Consider the following 15,864-nt stretch of genomic DNA (forward strand, 5'->3'; position numbering starts at 1 on the left):
TCCATATCTTCCTGGCTGGAGTCCACAGCATGCCTTTCACAGCCATCTTGCGCCATGCATTGGCCATGCCGCTCCTCTTGATTTTCTTCATGGCCCCTATTTCATCCTGGGCCCGTTGTTCCTCCCAGGGCTGGAATGCCCAGTTTCCGGGTTCGGCCAACACCCCCACCATCGTCAACGAAAATTATCCGATTGGCAGCGTTGTCTATTCCAGGACAATGGCTTTGCAAAATACCGGGGCCGGCAGCTACCACATTTCTTGCGACAATGATTTTTATTACATAGAAGGCATTGGAACGGAAAGCGGTGGAATATATTCCACCTCCATTCCCAACCTGGGCATGAGAATCACGTGGGAAAGAGCCGCGCCTTATTCCGGGTCCATGCTGAAACAGGGCATATTCCATTCACTGCCAAGCAACAACATGACCCTCGAGCTCGTGAAAACCGGGGAACTCACATCTGGCGGTTTCCTGAATGGCAGCTTCGCACGAATCTACTCTGGGACCAGCAATGCCCGTGACTTGCTGGCCACGGTATTCTTTTCGAGTGGCATCACCGTCAACGTCAGCAGCCGCCCCAGGCCGCCGACCTGCCGGGTGTCCACGGGCAAGATCGACGTGACCATGGCCCCCGCCCCGTTCGCCGATTTCAAGGGAATCGGGACCGTCACGGCAGCCAAGGACTTCAGCATCGAGTTGACCTGCGCGGGAGGCGAAGCCAATACACGCCTGACCGCCTTCGTCACGCTGACGGATGCCACCCAGGCGACCAACCGATCGAGCACGCTGACGCTGGCCCAAAACTCCAAGGCCCGGGGTGTCGGCATACAGGTACTGAGAAACAACGTGCCCGTGAGCTTCGGCCCCGACTCCGGCAACCTGGGCAATGCCAACCAATGGAATGCGGGCCAGGTCGCACAGGGGCAGAACAGCCTGAAGATTCCGCTGAGCGCGCGCCTGGTGCAGACAGCCGGCAGCGTGACACCTGGCGTGGCCTATGGCAGGGCGACCTTCACGATGAGCTACCAATAGCCGCTGATGGGACTGCAGGAAATGAACAGCGCCAGCCTTGCGCGCGATTGCAGACTTCGTGGAGCCAATATGGAGGGCTGCGGCTCGCAGGGCATCGCACCATAATGTGCGCTTGGCCCTGCCAGCTTTCCCATGAACTCCACAGCACAGCCAACGGCAACCACCCCCCTCGTGCTCGTCGTCGAAGACGAGCCCGCCATCGCCAGCATCCTGACGGCCTATCTCGAGCGGGACGGGCTGCGTTCGCGCATGGCCTCGGACGGGCAGGAGGCGCTGCAGCTGTTCCGCCAGCTGCGGCCCGACCTGGTGCTGCTGGACATCCACCTGCCCGGCATGGATGGCATCGACGTGCTGCGCGCCATCCGCGATGACAGCCAGACGCCCGTGATCATGGTCACGGCCCTGGCCGACGATGTGGACAAGCTGCTGGCCCTGCGCCTGGGCGCCGACGACTACGTGGTCAAGCCCTTCAATCCGCCCGAGGTCGTGGCCCGCGTGCGCGCCGTGCTGCGACGCACCCAGGCGCGCAAGAACCCGGCGCCCGCGCCCATCCGCGTGGGCCCCATCGAGATCGATACCGAGGCGCACAGCGCCGTGGTCTACGACAACGAGGGCCGCGCCCTGCCGCTGCCCCTGACGCTGACCGAGTTCCGCCTGCTGGCCTGCCTGGCGGCCCAGCCCCGGCGCTGCTTCTCGCGCTCCCACCTGATCGAGCACTGCCTGCCCGAGAGCGATGCGCTGGAGCGCGTCATCGACTCGCACCTGTCCAAGCTGCGCCGCAAGCTGCAGCTGGCCGGCCAGGAAGGCCTGATCGAAACCGTGCGTGGCATCGGCTACCGGCTATGGCCCTGGGACTGAGGCCCAACCGCATCTGGGTGCGCTTCGGCCTGTGGATCACGGCCACCGTGCTCAGCACCATCGCCCTGCTGGCCATCGGCGTGCTGGTGTTCTCCGAGATCCAGTACCGCGACTTCTACAACAGCCTGCCGCCGGCCGTGCAGATCGAGCTGGACGAACTCAACGCCCAGTCGCTGGAGGACAGCCCGCGCGCCATGCAGATCTATGGCCAGTACTGGACGGGCGATCTGCTGTTCGGCGAGAAATGGTCGCTGGTCATCGGCCTGCTGGTGTGCCTGCCCTTCGGACTGGCCGTGGGCTTTTGGGTGTCTCGCCTGGTGACGCGGCCCCTGGCGTCCATGGTCGAGGTGGCCAAGCGCGTGGAGCTGGGCGACTTCAGCGCGCGCGCCCTGCCCGGCAAGGCCCACGGCGAGATGGCCGAGATGGTGGAGGCCTTCAACCGCATGATCGATTCGCTGGAGACGCTGGAGACCGAGCGCCGCGCCACGGCGGCCTCGATCTCGCATGAGCTGCGCACGCCGCTGACGGTGCTGCAGGCGCGACTGCATGCCATCTGCGATGGCGTCATCGCGGCGGACGACACCGAATTGAACACCCTGCTGTCCCAGGTCGAGCACCTGGGCCGGCTGGTGGACGACCTGCACACGCTGTCCATGGCCGATGCAGGCCAGCTCTCGCTGCAAAAGCAGCGCATGGACCTGACCCTGCTGGTGGCCGAGACGCTGGACCAGCTCCACCCCCAGCTGCAGCAGCACGGCATGCAGCTGGACCTGTCCCTGCCCGGCCCCACCGACGAAGGCATGACCGACATCCGCGCCGATGCCGACCGCATGCGCCAGATCCTCTCCAACCTGGTCAGCAACGCCATGCGCCATGCGGCCAGCGGCGCCTGGCTGGGCGTGGCGCTCACGGTGGAGTCCGATATCGAAGGCCGCGCCTGGACCGTGCTGCGCATCAGCGATGCAGGCCCCGGCCTGCCCAGCGAGCTGCGCGCCCATCCCTTCCAGCGCTTTGCCCAGGTGCCCGGCAAGCGCCGCCGCGAGGGTTCTGGCCTGGGCCTGTCCATCGTCAAGGCGCTGACCCTGTCCCAGGGCGGCAGCGTGGAGGCCGACGATTCCGAGCGGGGCGGCGCCCGCTTCACGCTGCGCTTTCCGCGCATCTGAGTCTCGGGCCCCTGGGCCCTGAGGGACTACGCAGCCTGCGCCTTGCGCAGCAGCGCATGAATGGCCCAGCCCAGCGGCTCGCGCAGTTGCTGCGGCGTCTGCTGCGGCCCCAGCGCCAGCAGCGACTGCGACACCCAGCCATAGGTCATCGTGTGCAGCAGCCGCGCCAGGGGCTGGGCCGGCTCGGGCAACGGCGGATCGCAGTCCTGCAGCGCCATGGCCCACAGCTGCACATAGGCCTGGTAGTGGCGCCGGAAGGGCTCGGGCGCGGACACCTTGCGCTCGAGCATGAACAGCGCAGCCCACATCGGCGCCTCGCGCGCAATGCCGTCCACCAAGGTGTCCAGCAGCCGGTCCACGCGCGTGGCCGGCGCCATGCCGGCGCATCCCTGCAGCGTCTGCAGTCCCTGGGCATGCAGGGCCTGCACCTGGCGGTGGATGCACATGGCCGCCAGCGTGTCCATGTTGCCGAAGTATTCGTAGAAGGTGCCCAGGCCCACGCCGGCCACGGCCGCCACCTCGCGCACCGTGGTGCGCTCGTAGCCCTGCTCGATCACAAGCCGAACAAAGGCGTCCTGCAGCGCCTGCGAGGTGGCCTGCGCGCGCGATTGCAGGGGGCGGCGCCGCACTTTGGGCGGCTGCGGCTGCTGCCGTGAAACCCGAACACCTTTGCTGGGCATTTTTCCTAGACTTTTGCGTTGAGACCCACGATCACGGAGACACGCATGAGCACCGGCCAGACATTGCAGACAGGGCACACCTGGAACACGCACGACGTCCTGAACCAGGTCGACGAACTCACCGACTTCAACCTGCTGGAGGCCGACCCCGCCCTGGCCGAGGCCCTGCAGCGCAGCGGCGCTGCGCGCCACATCCCTTCGCTGTCGCGCTATGCGCAGCAGCTGGGCGAGCGCGCCACCTGGGAGCTGGCCGAGCAGGCCAACCGCCACACGCCAGAGCTGCACCGCTTCGACGCACGCGGCCGCATCATCGACGCCGTGGAGTTCCACCCGAGCTGGCACACGCTGCTGGGACTATACCGGCAGCAGGGGCTGATCTCCCTGCCCTTCGAGGACAGCAGCGCGGGCCGCTGGAGCGCCTGGGCCGCAGGTTTCTACCTGCATGGCCAGGTCGAACAGGGCACGCTGTGCCCGGCCACCATGACCACGGCCGCCATCCCGCTGCTGCAAAAGGAACCGGCGCTGTGGCAGCAGCTGCAGGGCAAGCTGTTCAGCCACGAATACGATCCGCGCGACCTGCCCGTGGCCGACAAGGCATCGATGTGGCTGGGCATGGGCATGACCGAGAAGCAGGGCGGCTCCGACGTGCGCGCCAACACCACGGTGGCCATGCCGGTGCACGCCGGCGGGCGCGGCGGCGAGTACCTGCTGCGCGGCCACAAGTGGTTCTTCTCGGCCCCCATGTGCGATGCCCACCTGGTGGTGGCGCGCATGGGGGAAGGCGGTGGGCAGGCCTGCTTCTACGTTCCGCGCTGGCGCCCCGACGGCACAAAGAATGCGGTGCGCGTGCAGCGCCTGAAGGACAAGGTCGGCAACCGCAGCAACTCCAGCAGCGAGGTGGAGTTCGAGGACGCCTGGGGCATCCTGATGGGCGAGGAAGGCCGGGGCATTCCCACCATCATCGAGATGGCCACCTACACGCGCCTGAACTGCGTGCTGGGCAGCGCCGCCATCCTGCGCTCGGCCACGGTGCAGGCCCTGGCCTATGCGCGCCGGCGCAGCGTCTTCGGCAAGCGGCTGGCCGAGCAGCCGCTGATGCGCAGCGTGCTTGCCGACCTGGCGCTGGAGAGCGAGGCCGCGCTGCAGATCGCCATGCGCCTGGCCCAGGCCTATGAGCGTGGAGGCGACGAGGGCGATCCGCTGGAGCGCGCCTGGAAACGCATCATGACGCCGGCGGCCAAGTTCTGGGTCTGCAAGCGCGGCGTGGAGTTGACGGGCGAGGCCATGGAGGTGCTGGGCGGCAACGGCTATGTGGACACGGGCGTGATGGCGCGCCTGTTCCGCGAGGCGCCCGTGAACTCGATCTGGGAAGGCTCGGGCAACGTCATGTGCCTCGACGTGCTGCGCGCCATCTCGCGCGAGCCCGACGGCGCGCAGCTGCTGCTGCAGGACCTGATCGACACGGCGGCGGGCGAGCCCGCGCTTCTGCAGCAGGCGCAGTCGCTGGCCCGGCGCCTGTCCGGCCCGCCTGACCAGCTCGAGGCCCAGGCACGCCGCCTGGTGCAGGACCTGGTGCTGCTGGCCCAGGCCTGCCTGCTGCGCCGCCATGCGCCGCCCGCCATGGCCGACGGCTTCATCGCCACGCGCCTGGGCGCGCAGCAGGGCGCCATGGTGGCGGGCGCCTTCGATCCCGCAGGCCTGGACATTGCCGCCATCCTGCAGCGCGCGCTGCCCGCCTGAAGCGGTGGCCGGCCCGCCACACAACAAAGCACAAGGAGACAAGACATGAACCTGCTCGACGCCTTCGACAGCGCCGTGCGCAAGACGCCTGCCAAGGCCTTTCTGCGCGACCGCGGCGCCTCCATCAGCTATGCCGACATGCAGCGGCGCTCGCAGCGCGCTGCCGCCGTCCTCCAGGCCCAGGGCGTGGGCCGGGGCGATACCGTGGCCCTGATGTGCCTGAACACGCCGGGCTTTGTCGAAGCCCTGTTCGGCGCCTGGCGCCTGGGCGCCGCGCTGGTGCCCGTCAACCACAAGCTGCAGGCGCCCGAGCTGCAGTACATCCTCGGCCACGCGCAGTGCAAGGCCCTGGTGTTTGACGCCGCACTCGCGCCCGTGGTCGCCGCCGCGCCACACCCCTGCGCCCGCCTTGTGACCGAGGCGCAAGAGGCCGTCCCGGGTGTCCAGGACTGGGACACGCTGGTGGCGGCCGCCAGGCCCCTGGAAGGCGCGCGGCCCGCCGATGGCGACATCGCCCAGGTGCTCTACACCTCCGGCACCACGGGCCGGCCCAAGGGCTGCCTGCTGAGCCACCGCGCCGTCACGCTGGCGGCGATCACGGCCGCGCTGGGCCTGTCCATCACGCGCGAGGAACGCACGCTGATGGCCATGCCCATCTGGCATTCCTCGCCGCTCAACAACTGGTTTGGCGGCACGCTGTACATGGGCGGCACCGTGGTGCTGCTGCGCGAGTACCACCCGCAGCATTTCCTGCAGGCCGTGCAGGACGAGGGCGTGACGCTGTACTTCGGCGCCCCCGTCTCCTACTTCGCGCCGCTGCAGATGCTGCCCGACTTTGCCCGCTACGACCTGAGCAGCGTGCGCGCCTGGGTCTACGGCGGCGGCCCCATCGGCGCCGACATGGCGCGCAAGCTGGCCACGGCCTACCGCAGCGACCGCTTCTACCAGGTCTACGGCATGACCGAGACCGGCCCCACGGGCACCACGCTCTACCCCGAGGAGCAGGTGGAGCGGGCCGGCTCCATAGGCCGCGTGGCCTTGCCCGGCGTGGACATGCGCGTGGTGCGCGACGACGGCGAGGATGCCAGCCCGGGCGACACCGGCGAGATCTGGCTGCGCACCGGCAGCGTGATGGACGGCTACCTGCACGACGCCCAGGCCACGGCTGCCGCCTTCGCACCGGGCGGCTGGTACCGCACGGGCGATCTTGCGCGCCTGGACGACGCGGGCTATCTCTTCATCGTGGACCGGACCAAGGACATGGTCATCACGGGTGGCGAGAACGTGTATTCCAAGGAGGTGGAGGACGCGATCTCGGCCCATCCCCAGGTCGCCGACGTCGCCGTCGTGGGCCGGCCCCACCCCGAATGGGGCGAGACCGTCATCGCCCATGTGGTGCTGCGCGGCGAGACCGCGCCCGATACCGAGGCGCTGCAGCAATTCCTGGCCGACAGGCTGGCGCGCTACAAGATCCCGCGTGAATTCGTCTTTGCGGCCAGCCTGCCGCGCACGCCCACAGGCAAGCTGCAGAAATTCCTGCTGCGTCAGGAGCGCAGCGCCCCCTGAGGCGCCGGCCTCCTGCGTGGCCTGCTTCGCGGCCTACTTGGCGGCCTACTTCGCGGCCTTGAAATCCGACTCGCTCATGCCCCGCCGCCAGTAGGCCACGACCAGCTGCTCGTGCTTTTCCAGCCCGCGCTCCTCGCGCGCCCACTGGCGCACGGCCTGGGCGGTGTCGAACTCGCCAGCGGCCCAGACGAAGCGGCTGGCGGGATGACCGGCCAACGCATCCGGCCAGCGCACGGCGCGCAGCGCGTCGATCAGCAGCGTGGTGGTCCCGGCCTCGGCAGCGCCGCGGTGCAGCCAGTGCCATTGCAGGCCTGCGGGCGCCTGCACGGGCTGCTCGTCCTGCGGGCCCTGGACTTCGGCAAACACATGGCCGCGCGTGTGCGCCGGCAGGGCGGCCGCAATGCGCAGCATGGCCGGCAGGCCGGTGTCGTCGCCGGCCAGCAGCATCCAGTCGGCCGGGGTGGCCGTGCGCCCGCCGGGGCCGGTCATGCCGATGCGCTGGCCCGGCTGGGCGCGCGCGGCCCAGGCCGACCCGGGGCCTGCATCCTCGTGCAGCACGAAGTCCACGTCGATCCATCCGTCGGCGCCGTCTTGGGCCATTCCCATCGCACGCATGGTGTACGTGCGCATGTCCAGGCGCATGTCACCCTCGGGCAGGCGCAGCAGGCCGCTGGCCGACAGCGTGGGCCATTGGGGCTCGGTCACGCCCGGCTGCGGAAACAGCAGCTTGACGTGGATGTGGGTGTCCTGCGCATAGCGCGCCATGTCGTCGCAGGCAAAGCGCACGCGGCGCATGTGCGGCGTGAGATCGCGCACGGCCAGCACCTGCAGCACGCGGAAGGCCGGCGGGCGCTGCAGCGCGGCGCCGTCACCCTCCCAGGCCAGGGAGCCGTCGGCGGCGCCCGTGGCCTCCAGCAGCAGGTGGGCCAGCATGAGCTTCATGTCCTGCAGCAGCTCCACGCCGGGTGCCGCCACCTCGGCATGCACCTGCCGGCCCTCCAGCCACAGCTGGCCCCGGCCGCCTTCGTAGTCGGCCACCCAGCGCGTGCCTTCGCGGCGCACGGTGATGTCGTGCTCCTGCATGTGCCCGACGATGGCGGCAATGGCTTCGTCGGGCCTGTCCATGTGCACCGAGGTGCGCGCCTGCAGCTGTGTCATTCGCGTATGTCCTTTCTTTTGCCAGATTGCAGCACCGCCTGGCGCAAGCAGGCTTTGCGGCAGGCCTGCCGATGTTTGCGCCACGCGCCAAAGACGCCCGCCGGGCGTCAGACCCGGGCACGCACCAGCTTGGGAGAGATGCCGAAGCGGCGCTTGAAGGCCGTGGAAAAGTTGGCCGCGCTGGAATAGCCGGCCCCATGCGCGACCTCGGCCACGCTGCAGCCCGTCTGCTCCAGCGCGGCCCAGGCGCGCGCCAGCCGCTGCTCGCGCCGGTACTCGTCGATGCTGGAGCCATAGGCCAGGCGGAACTGGCGCTGCAGCGCACTGGCGCTCAGGCCCACTTCGCGTGCGATCTCGGCCAGCGTGCGGCAGCCGTCGCCGCCGCTGTCCAGCAGGGCCTTGAGGCGCGCCATGCGCCGGTGCTCGCGTACGCCCAGCACGCCCGGCACGGTCTGCGCCGGATCGGGCTCGGGCGCCTCGAGGGACTGCACGGCCTCGTGCACCAGCTCCAGCGTGCGGCTGGCCAGCAGCAAGGGCGCCGAGCCCTCGCGTGCCAGCTGGATGATCTGCTCGGCCACCGCCACGGCGCGCGGCGAGGGCTGCCAGGGCCGTATGGCCAGCAATTGCTGCTCCATCCAGCGCTGCAGCAGCGGCGGCGCCGCCATGGGCAGGGTCTGCGCAGCAAACCACTGCGGCTGCACGGTGATACTGAGCTTGCGCTCGAACTTTCCGCGCCGCCACTGCCGCATGAACATGTCGCCGGGCCGCGTGTGGATGACGGCCCCGCAGGCCTGCACATGAGCACCGGCGGCGCTGGCGGGCGCCACCTGCAGCTGCAGGCCCTGGTTGCCGAAGGCCACGTCCACGCACCCCTCCAGCAGCACGACCATGTGCAGGCCCGGCACGGCCGGCGAACGCGTGCTCATGGTGCGCAGGTCGCGGGCTTCCACGCCATGCAGCCACAGGCCGGGCTGGACCTGCCAGGCCTGCAGGTGCCCGGCCAGCAGCGCATCCTGCGCCGTGACCTCGGCATCGAGGATGCGGTAGTCGGGCCCGCTGAAGTCACAGGCACGCAGCGTGCCCCGCCCCAGCCAGCGCGGAGGGCGTGCAGGTGTTTGGACAGAGGAGAAAGCCATGGCCAGCCGGAGCGGTGCGCGCCCCACAGACAAGAATGATTCTTATTTTATGAAAGCCCCCTGCACCACGCTGGCTGCGGGGAATCCATTGCATGGCCTGGCGCGCGCAGGCCCGCGTGTGCGCCACAATGCGCCATGCTCAGCCTCCAAGACATCCAGAACGCCGCCGGCCGCCTGCGCGGCGCCGTGCTCGAAACGCCCTGCGTGGAATCGCGCACGCTGTCCCAGATCACGGGCGCGCAGGTGTATCTCAAGTTCGAGAACCTGCAGTTCACGGCCTCGTTCAAGGAACGCGGCGCCCTCAACAAGCTGGCCCAGCTCTCGCCCGAGGAGCGCGCACGCGGCGTGGTCGCCATGAGCGCCGGCAACCATGCCCAGGGCGTGGCCTACCACGCGCAGCGCCTGGGGGTGCGTGCCGTCATCGTCATGCCGCGCTTCACCCCGGGGGTGAAGGTGGAGCGCACGCGCGGCTTCGGCGCCGAGGTCGTGCTGCACGGCGACTCCCTGGCCGAGGCGCGCCAGCACGCCTACGCGCTGGCCGAGCAGCAGGGCCTGTGCTTTGTCCACCCCTATGACGACGAGCAGATCGCGGCGGGCCAGGGCACGCTGGCGCTGGAAATGCTGGCCGAGCAGCCGGATCTGGACCTGCTGGTCGTGGCCATTGGCGGCGGCGGCCTGATCGCGGGCGTGGCCACGGCGGCCAAGGGGCTGAACCCGGACATCGAAATCATCGGCGTGCAGACCCAGCGCTTTCCGTCCATGTTCAATGCCGTGCGCCAGGCCGAGCTGCCCATGGGCACCTCGACCATCGCCGAAGGCATTGCCGTCACCCAGCCCGGCGCGATCACGCAGGAAGTCGTGGCACGCCTGGTGGACGACATGCTGCTGGTCGATGAGGGCGATATCGAGCAGGCCGTGCTCATGCTGCTGGAGATCGAGAAGACCCTGGTCGAGGGCGCGGGCGCCGCAGGCCTGGCCGCGCTGCTGCGCCATCCGCAGCGCTTTGCGGGCAAGAAGGTGGGAATGATCCTGTCGGGCGGCAATATCGATCCGCTGCTGCTGGCGGCCATCATCGGGCGCGGCATGGTGCGCTCCGGGCGGCTGGCACGCATCAAGGTCAGCGCGCGCGACGTGCCCGGCGTGCTGGCGCGCATCACGGCCACAGTGGCTGCAGCGGGCGCCAATATCGAGGAAGTCCACCACCAGCGCGCCTTCACCATGCTGGCCGCGCAGAGCGTGGAAATCGAGCTGGTGCTGCAGACGCGCAACAAGGCCCATATCGACGAGGTCATAGCCGCCCTTCAGGCCGAAGGCATGCAGGTCAATGCCGTCTAGCAGGCCCGGTGTCATGGCTTTCCCCGAAGGCGCCAGGGGACAGGCCTGCCTAGAATCAGGCATCCCCATTGGCAAGCCAGGAGCTTTTGCATGACGCACGATCCCGCAGCGCACCACGGCGAGCAGCCGGCCCCCGAAGACGCCACCGAGGCCGTCGTCCCCTACATGCCTGTCATCCTGCCCCTGGCAGGCGCCGTGCTGATGTTTCTGCTGGCCTTCATTGCCGTCAACATGGCCTGAATCCGGCCCTCCTGCCCCTGCACCAGGCCCCGCTTTGCGGGGCTTTTTGCTTGCCTTTTCAACAGGCAATTTCATCGTTCATATTGCATACTTCAATGCATAGAATGCATAGTTTTTGCCATTCGTTTGCTGACAAATTCGTGACCGCTCCCTAGAATCGAATCCCCAGCCGGTGCGCCGCCAGCTTCCGCCAGCGCCGCTTCGCCGCCCAGAGAAGAGCTTCCTTCGCGCGCCGACTGAACGAGAGCCCGTTTCTCAAAGTTGGCGCGGTGCAGCAGGCGCGTCCCCTTTGAAAAACTGGTTTTTTCAATTGAAGGAAGCTCCGCGATGAACGCACCCGTCATGCAAGGCCTGAACATCCAGGCCCCCGCCTATGTCAAGAACAGCCGCCTGATCGCCTGGGTGGCCGAGATGGCCGCACTGTGCAAGCCCGCCAAAATCCATTGGTGCGATGGCTCGCAGGAGGAATACGAGCAGCTGTGCCAGCAGCTCGTCGATGCCGGCACCTTCAAGAAGCTCGATCCCGTCAAGCGCCCCGGCAGCTACCTGGCCTGGTCCGATCCGTCCGATGTGGCGCGCGTCGAGGACCGCACCTACATCTGCTCGGCCAACAAGGAAGACGCAGGCCCGACCAACAACTGGATGGCCCCGAACGAGATGCGCGCCACGCTGCAGCCGCTGTTCGACGGCTGCATGGCCGGCCGCACCATGTATGTGGTGCCTTTCTCCATGGGCCCGCTGGGCTCGCCCATCGCCCACGTGGGCGTGGAGCTGTCCGACAGCGCCTATGTGGCCGTCAACATGAAGATCATGACCCGCATGGGCCGTGCCGTGTATGACGTGATCGGCGTGGAAGGCGAGTTCGTGCCCTGCGTGCACACCGTGGGCGCGCCCCTGGCCGAAGGCGAGAAGGACCAGACCAGCTGGCCCTGCAACAAGACCAAGTACATCGTCCACTACCCCGAGACGCGCGAAATCTGGAGCTATGGCTCGGGCTACGGCGGCAACGCCCTGCTGGGCAAGAAGTGCTTTGCGCTGCGCATCGCCTCCACCATGGGCCGCGACCAGGGCTGGCTGGCCGAGCACATGCTCATCCTGGGCGTGACCAACCCCGAAGGCAAGAAGTACCACGTGGCTGCGGCCTTCCCCAGCGCCTGCGGCAAGACCAACTTCTCCATGCTGGTGCCGCCCAAGGTCTTCGAAGGCTGGAAGGTCACCACCATCGGCGACGACATCGCCTGGATCAAGCCCCAGGCCGACGGCTCGCTGCGCGCGATCAACCCCGAAGCCGGCTATTTCGGCGTGGCCCCGGGCACGAACTACCACACCAACCCCAACTGCATGGCCAGCCTCGACAAGAACGTGATCTTCACGAACGTCGCGCTGACCGACGACAACGACGTGTGGTGGGAAGGCATGGACAAGGACACCGGCAAGCTGCCCGATCACCTGATCGACTGGCAAGGCAAGGACTGGACGCCCCAGATCGCCCGCGAGACCGGCGCCAAGGCCGCCCACCCCAACGCCCGCTTCACCGTGGCCGCGACCAACAACCCCGCGCTGGACGAAGCCTGGGACGATCCCAAGGGCGTGAAGATCGACGCCATCATCTTCGGCGGCCGCCGCTCCACCACCGTGCCGCTGGTGACCGAGGCCCGCAACTGGACCGAAGGCGTCTACATGGCCGCCACCATGGGCTCGGAAACCACGGCCGCCGCCTTCGGCGCCCAGGGCGTGGTGCGCCGCGACCCCTTCGCCATGCTGCCGTTTGCCGGCTACAACATGAGCGACTACTTCCAGCACTGGCTCACGCTGGGCGCCAAGATCCAGGCCCAGGGCGCGGCCCTGCCCAAGATCTTCACCACCAACTGGTTCCGCAAGAATGCCGACGGCAAGTTCGTCTGGCCCGGCTACGGCGAGAACATGCGCGTGCTCAAGTGGATGATCGACCGCCTCGAAGGTCAGGCACAGGGCGAGCAGACCGCCTTCGGCATTGCGCCCCAGTACGCCGAGATCAACTGGACCGGCCTGGACTTCTCCGCCGACCAGTTCGCCAGCGTGACCAGCATCGACAAGGCCGCCTGGGCCGAGGAAATGCAGCTGCACACCGAGCACTTCGACAAGCTGGCCCACAAGCTGCCCCAGGAGCTGCTGGTGACCAAGGCCGAACTGGAAAAGCGCCTGGGGACATAAAGCTCCCCCTGAGCGGCTACGCCGCTTCCCCCTCTCGCTTCGCGGGGGGACGGCACCCTCGGTGCGGGGCGGCCCTTCCTCGGTGCCCCTTGCTTGGGGCAGCGCCAGTTTCATGGACTGTGGAAGATGCACAGAACAATGAATCCCTGAGTAGCTCTCGACCCATGGAAAAAGCCTCGCAGTGCGAGGCTTTTTTTGTGGCGTTTCAACGACGCCCCCAGACAACAAAAAAGCCGCGCCTTGTGGGCAGCGGCTTTTTTTGGAGGAGCGCCGCAAGGCACCCCAGGCAGAGATCAGCTACCTTGCCTATCCATGGCGCGGGCCAGGTCGGCCATCAGGCGGGCGTCCTGCAGGGCGGCGTTCCAGATGCGCTCGTCAGCGGCGGCCTGCTGGCGGCTCTCGGTCCAGGCGCGGTAGCCGGCACGGGCCATCATGGCGGCGCGGCGGGCGGGGGCGGAGAACAGGGCCAGGCCCATGAAGGCGGCAACCCACAGCACGACCCAGGCGCCCAGCATGTGGCCGTCGGTCCAGTTGTGGGCGACCTCGTTGACCACCACCATCAGCGCGGCCACCAGGGCAGCGAGCAGCAGGGCGCTGGCGCCGCGCTTGCCGGAGAAACGCTTGACGGCGCTCTTGCGGTCGTCGGCGGCTTGATAGACATGCACCACACCAGGGTGCTCGACACAGTAGGAGTTGTAAATGAAGTTGCTCATGGCAGATAAACCCAGTTAAATGGCCGCTTTTGACGGCGTGGCGGGCGACTAGGGGTAACTATAGGGTTTACCCTAGAGTTCTTCAAATTTATATCTTGAATCTGTAGCATTCACACCAGTGATGACTCAGCGCTCGCTGCCACGGCCATGTCCGCCCTGAACTTCCGCACACTGGATCTGAACCTGCTGCGCGTCTTCGACGAGGTGATGGCGGAGCGCAGCCTCACGCGGGCGGCCCACAAGCTGGCCATCACCCAGCCGGCCGTGAGCAATGCGCTGCGCCGCCTGCGCGAGGCGCTGGGCGACGAGCTCCTGGTGCGCCAGGGCCAGGGCGTGGAGCCCACGCCGCGCGCGCTGGCGCTGTGGCCCGTGATCCGCGAGGCGCTGCAGCAGCTGCAGGACACGCTGACGCCAGGCGAATTCCACCCCTCCACCGCCACCGCCACCTTTGTGCTGGCCATGGCCGACGCCACGGCCGCCACGCTGATTCCTCCCATGTTCAGCCTGCTGGAGCGCGAGGCGCCCGGCATCGGCATCCGCGTGCTGCCGCTGACCACGCGCGACCCGCGCAGCCTGCTGGAGGCCGGCGAGGCCGACATGGCCGTGGGCTACTTCCCCGCCGCGCTGGCCGACCTGACGGCGCGCGCGCAGTCGGGCGCCCTGGTGGCCTTCGACAGCCGGCGCCTGTATGAAGGCGAGTACCTGTGCGTGATGCGCCAGGGCCATCCGCTGGCCGATGTGCCGCTGACGCTGGACAACTACTGCGCGGCGCGCCACATGCTGGTGAGCTTCTCGGGCCGCTCCTTCGGCTTCATCGACGAGGCCCTGGCCTCGCTGGGCCGCACGCGCCAGGTGGTGCTTACCGTCAACCAGTTCTTCACGGCCGGGCGCGTGGTCATGACCTCCAACCTGCTGACCATATTGCCGCGCCACTTCGTGCCCGTGACCGGCATGGCCGACAAGCTGGTGCTGCGCGAGCTGCCCTTCGACGTGCAGCCCGTGCACGTGGACGCGCTGTGGCGCCGGCGCGGCCAGCATCCTCAGGCCTACGACTGGCTGCTGCGCACGCTCACGCGCTCTGCAGAGGCGACCTTCCCGCACACCTGAGCGCCGTTTGCGGGGCGCCCGCGCCAGCGCAGGTTCTACACTTGGCCGCATGAAGATCCAGCTGCTGTCCGACCTGCACCTCGAGGCCCATCCGCATTTCACCGCAGAGCCCGCACCCGATGCCGACGTGCTGGTGCTGGCCGGCGACATAGGCTCCTACCAGAGCGGCAGCCTGCTGCCGGGCCAGGATTTCGGGCTGGAGCGCTTCTCTCCCCTGCCCCAGTACGCGGGCTGGCCCTGCCCCGTGATCTTCGTGCCGGGCAACCATGAGTACGACATGCAGGACTTCGACGCCGCCCACGCCCGCCTGCGTGCCACCTGCGAGCGCATGGGCATGGTCTGGCTGGAGCGCGAGACGGCCGTGCTGGACGGCGTGCGCTTCGTGGGCACCACGCTGTGGAGCGACTACGACGCCATGTCCATGCATGAAGGCGTGACCGATCTGGCCCGGCTGCTCAAACTGCGCGAGAAGGCCTTTCGCGCCGCCAATTTCTACCTGCAAAAGACCGGCGGCACGCGCGACGGCGAGCCCTTCCTGGCCGAGCCCATGCGCGAGCAGTCGCTGGTCTGCCAGCAATGGCTGCGCCAGGCGCTGGCCAGGCCCTTCGATGGCCCCACGGTGGCCGTCACGCATTTCGCGCCCAGCCTGCGCAGCGCCGACCCGCGCTACGGCCTGGTGCCGGGCACGGCCGGCTTTTGCAACGTGCTGGATGAACTGCTGCCCTTTGCCGATCTGTGGCTGCACGGCCACCTGCATTCGCCCAGCGACTATGTGGCCGAGGGCCTGCGCGGCGATGGCAGCGCCTGGCGCTGCCGCGTGGTGGCCAACCCGCTGGGCTACGCGCGCAAGGGCGAGCAGGAGGGGTTTTCGCCGCGCTCTACCATCGAGTTGCCGGTGCACGCGACCGCAGGGGCGGCAGAGGCACCGGCCCGTGCTTGAC

15 protein-coding genes are annotated in these 15,864 nt (G+C 68.2%); 10 read left to right on the plus strand and 5 right to left on the minus strand.

Annotated elements, in window-relative coordinates:
* The first annotated feature begins 29 nt into the window (after window positions 1–29).
* From ACF8LI_RS15845 to ACF8LI_RS15855, 3 genes are all read left to right on the plus strand, one after another.
* Window positions 30–1,034 carry a fimbrial protein gene (locus ACF8LI_RS15845; protein ID WP_392413297.1) on the plus strand — a complete coding sequence of 335 codons (1,005 nt, stop codon included), beginning with the start codon at window positions 30–32 and terminating at the stop codon, window positions 1,032–1,034.
* A gap of 132 nt (window positions 1,035–1,166) precedes the next feature.
* The gene (locus tag ACF8LI_RS15850) at window positions 1,167–1,892 is read left to right on the plus strand and encodes a response regulator (protein ID WP_016447358.1); all 726 of its coding nucleotides are present in this window, start codon (window positions 1,167–1,169) and stop codon (window positions 1,890–1,892) included.
* Complete coding sequence (locus ACF8LI_RS15855) at window positions 1,877–3,055, plus strand: cell wall metabolism sensor histidine kinase WalK (RefSeq protein ID WP_016447357.1); 1,179 nt, start codon at window positions 1,877–1,879, stop codon at window positions 3,053–3,055. The genes ACF8LI_RS15850 and ACF8LI_RS15855 overlap by 16 nt, the downstream gene beginning before the upstream one ends.
* Window positions 3,056–3,081: 26 nt before the next feature.
* Here ACF8LI_RS15855 and ACF8LI_RS15860 read toward each other — a convergent pair whose 3' ends face one another.
* On the minus strand, window positions 3,082–3,735 hold the full coding sequence (locus ACF8LI_RS15860; RefSeq protein ID WP_016452241.1) for a TetR/AcrR family transcriptional regulator: 654 nt from the start codon (window positions 3,733–3,735) through the stop codon (window positions 3,082–3,084).
* A gap of 45 nt (window positions 3,736–3,780) precedes the next feature.
* On the opposite strand from ACF8LI_RS15860, the gene ACF8LI_RS15865 reads away from it, so the two are divergent.
* A complete protein-coding gene (locus ACF8LI_RS15865) occupies window positions 3,781–5,475 on the plus strand; it encodes an acyl-CoA dehydrogenase family protein (RefSeq protein WP_310040446.1) in 1,695 nt (564 codons plus the stop codon).
* A 45-nt stretch (window positions 5,476–5,520) separates the two neighbouring features.
* A complete protein-coding gene (locus tag ACF8LI_RS15870; protein ID WP_016452243.1) occupies window positions 5,521–7,041 on the plus strand; it encodes a class I adenylate-forming enzyme family protein in 1,521 nt (506 codons plus the stop codon).
* Between the two features lie 45 nt (window positions 7,042–7,086).
* Here ACF8LI_RS15870 and ACF8LI_RS15875 read toward each other — a convergent pair whose 3' ends face one another.
* Both ACF8LI_RS15875 and ACF8LI_RS15880 read right to left on the minus strand, forming a co-directional pair.
* Window positions 7,087–8,199 (minus strand): siderophore-interacting protein, encoded by a 1,113-nt coding sequence (locus ACF8LI_RS15875; RefSeq protein ID WP_392413300.1) that lies wholly within the window; start codon window positions 8,197–8,199, stop codon window positions 7,087–7,089.
* 107 nt (window positions 8,200–8,306) lie between these two features.
* Entirely contained in the window at window positions 8,307–9,335 is a 1,029-nt protein-coding gene (locus ACF8LI_RS15880; protein WP_133074117.1) for an AraC family transcriptional regulator, read from the minus strand.
* Window positions 9,336–9,470: 135 nt separating this feature from the next.
* Here ACF8LI_RS15880 and ACF8LI_RS15885 point away from each other — a divergent pair, with 135 nt between their 5' ends.
* Window positions 9,471–10,670, plus strand: a complete 1,200-nt coding sequence (locus ACF8LI_RS15885; protein WP_016447351.1) for a threonine ammonia-lyase — start codon at window positions 9,471–9,473, stop codon at window positions 10,668–10,670.
* Between the two features lie 90 nt (window positions 10,671–10,760).
* Window positions 10,761–10,910, plus strand: a complete 150-nt coding sequence (locus ACF8LI_RS15890; protein ID WP_016447350.1) for a hypothetical protein — start codon at window positions 10,761–10,763, stop codon at window positions 10,908–10,910.
* Window positions 10,911–11,002: 92 nt separating this feature from the next.
* On the opposite strand, the gene ACF8LI_RS15895 is transcribed toward ACF8LI_RS15890, so the two are convergent.
* Window positions 11,003–11,254, minus strand: coding sequence for a hypothetical protein (locus ACF8LI_RS15895; protein ID WP_126311565.1), 252 nt, complete (start codon window positions 11,252–11,254; stop codon window positions 11,003–11,005).
* On the opposite strand from ACF8LI_RS15895, the gene ACF8LI_RS15900 reads away from it, so the two are divergent.
* Window positions 11,238–13,103 carry a phosphoenolpyruvate carboxykinase (GTP) gene (locus ACF8LI_RS15900; protein WP_016447349.1) on the plus strand — a complete coding sequence of 622 codons (1,866 nt, stop codon included), beginning with the start codon at window positions 11,238–11,240 and terminating at the stop codon, window positions 13,101–13,103. The two genes, ACF8LI_RS15895 and ACF8LI_RS15900, sit on opposite strands and share 17 nt — an antisense overlap.
* A 293-nt stretch (window positions 13,104–13,396) precedes the next feature.
* Here the strand turns inward: ACF8LI_RS15900 and ACF8LI_RS15905 are convergent, their stop codons facing one another.
* A complete protein-coding gene (locus ACF8LI_RS15905; RefSeq protein ID WP_016447348.1) occupies window positions 13,397–13,816 on the minus strand; it encodes a hypothetical protein in 420 nt (139 codons plus the stop codon).
* Between the two features lie 147 nt (window positions 13,817–13,963).
* On the opposite strand from ACF8LI_RS15905, the gene ACF8LI_RS15910 reads away from it, so the two are divergent.
* On the plus strand, window positions 13,964–14,923 hold the full coding sequence (locus ACF8LI_RS15910) for a LysR family transcriptional regulator (protein ID WP_016452246.1): 960 nt from the start codon (window positions 13,964–13,966) through the stop codon (window positions 14,921–14,923).
* Window positions 14,924–14,972: 49 nt separating this feature from the next.
* A complete protein-coding gene (locus ACF8LI_RS15915; RefSeq protein ID WP_016447346.1) occupies window positions 14,973–15,863 on the plus strand; it encodes a metallophosphoesterase in 891 nt (296 codons plus the stop codon).
* The last annotated feature ends 1 nt before the right edge of the window (window position 15,864 follow it).

It is taken from the genome of Delftia sp. WSY_12 (genome assembly GCF_043104645.1).
Classification (GTDB): Bacteria; Pseudomonadota; Gammaproteobacteria; order Burkholderiales; family Burkholderiaceae_C; genus Comamonas; species Comamonas tsuruhatensis.

Bases quoted from the DNA above. Each gene is read 5' to 3' on its own strand.
- ACF8LI_RS15915 (WP_016447346.1), top strand. From the start codon at position 14,973: ATGAAGATCCAGCTGCTGTCCGACCTGCACCTCGAGGCCCATCCGCAT.
- ACF8LI_RS15910 (WP_016452246.1), top strand. From the start codon at position 13,964: ATGTCCGCCCTGAACTTCCGCACACTGGATCTGAACCTGCTGCGCGTC.
- ACF8LI_RS15900 (WP_016447349.1), top strand. From the start codon at position 11,238: ATGAACGCACCCGTCATGCAAGGCCTGAACATCCAGGCCCCCGCCTAT.
- ACF8LI_RS15890 (WP_016447350.1), top strand. From the start codon at position 10,761: ATGACGCACGATCCCGCAGCGCACCACGGCGAGCAGCCGGCCCCCGAA.
- ACF8LI_RS15895 (WP_126311565.1), bottom strand. From the start codon at position 11,254: ATGACGGGTGCGTTCATCGCGGAGCTTCCTTCAATTGAAAAAACCAGT.
- ACF8LI_RS15855 (WP_016447357.1), top strand. From the start codon at position 1,877: ATGGCCCTGGGACTGAGGCCCAACCGCATCTGGGTGCGCTTCGGCCTG.
- ACF8LI_RS15905 (WP_016447348.1), bottom strand. From the start codon at position 13,816: ATGAGCAACTTCATTTACAACTCCTACTGTGTCGAGCACCCTGGTGTG.
- ACF8LI_RS15845 (WP_392413297.1), top strand. From the start codon at position 30: ATGCCTTTCACAGCCATCTTGCGCCATGCATTGGCCATGCCGCTCCTC.
- ACF8LI_RS15865 (WP_310040446.1), top strand. From the start codon at position 3,781: ATGAGCACCGGCCAGACATTGCAGACAGGGCACACCTGGAACACGCAC.
- ACF8LI_RS15850 (WP_016447358.1), top strand. From the start codon at position 1,167: ATGAACTCCACAGCACAGCCAACGGCAACCACCCCCCTCGTGCTCGTC.
- ACF8LI_RS15875 (WP_392413300.1), bottom strand. From the start codon at position 8,199: ATGACACAGCTGCAGGCGCGCACCTCGGTGCACATGGACAGGCCCGAC.
- ACF8LI_RS15880 (WP_133074117.1), bottom strand. From the start codon at position 9,335: ATGGCTTTCTCCTCTGTCCAAACACCTGCACGCCCTCCGCGCTGGCTG.
- ACF8LI_RS15870 (WP_016452243.1), top strand. From the start codon at position 5,521: ATGAACCTGCTCGACGCCTTCGACAGCGCCGTGCGCAAGACGCCTGCC.
- ACF8LI_RS15885 (WP_016447351.1), top strand. From the start codon at position 9,471: ATGCTCAGCCTCCAAGACATCCAGAACGCCGCCGGCCGCCTGCGCGGC.
- ACF8LI_RS15860 (WP_016452241.1), bottom strand. From the start codon at position 3,735: ATGCCCAGCAAAGGTGTTCGGGTTTCACGGCAGCAGCCGCAGCCGCCC.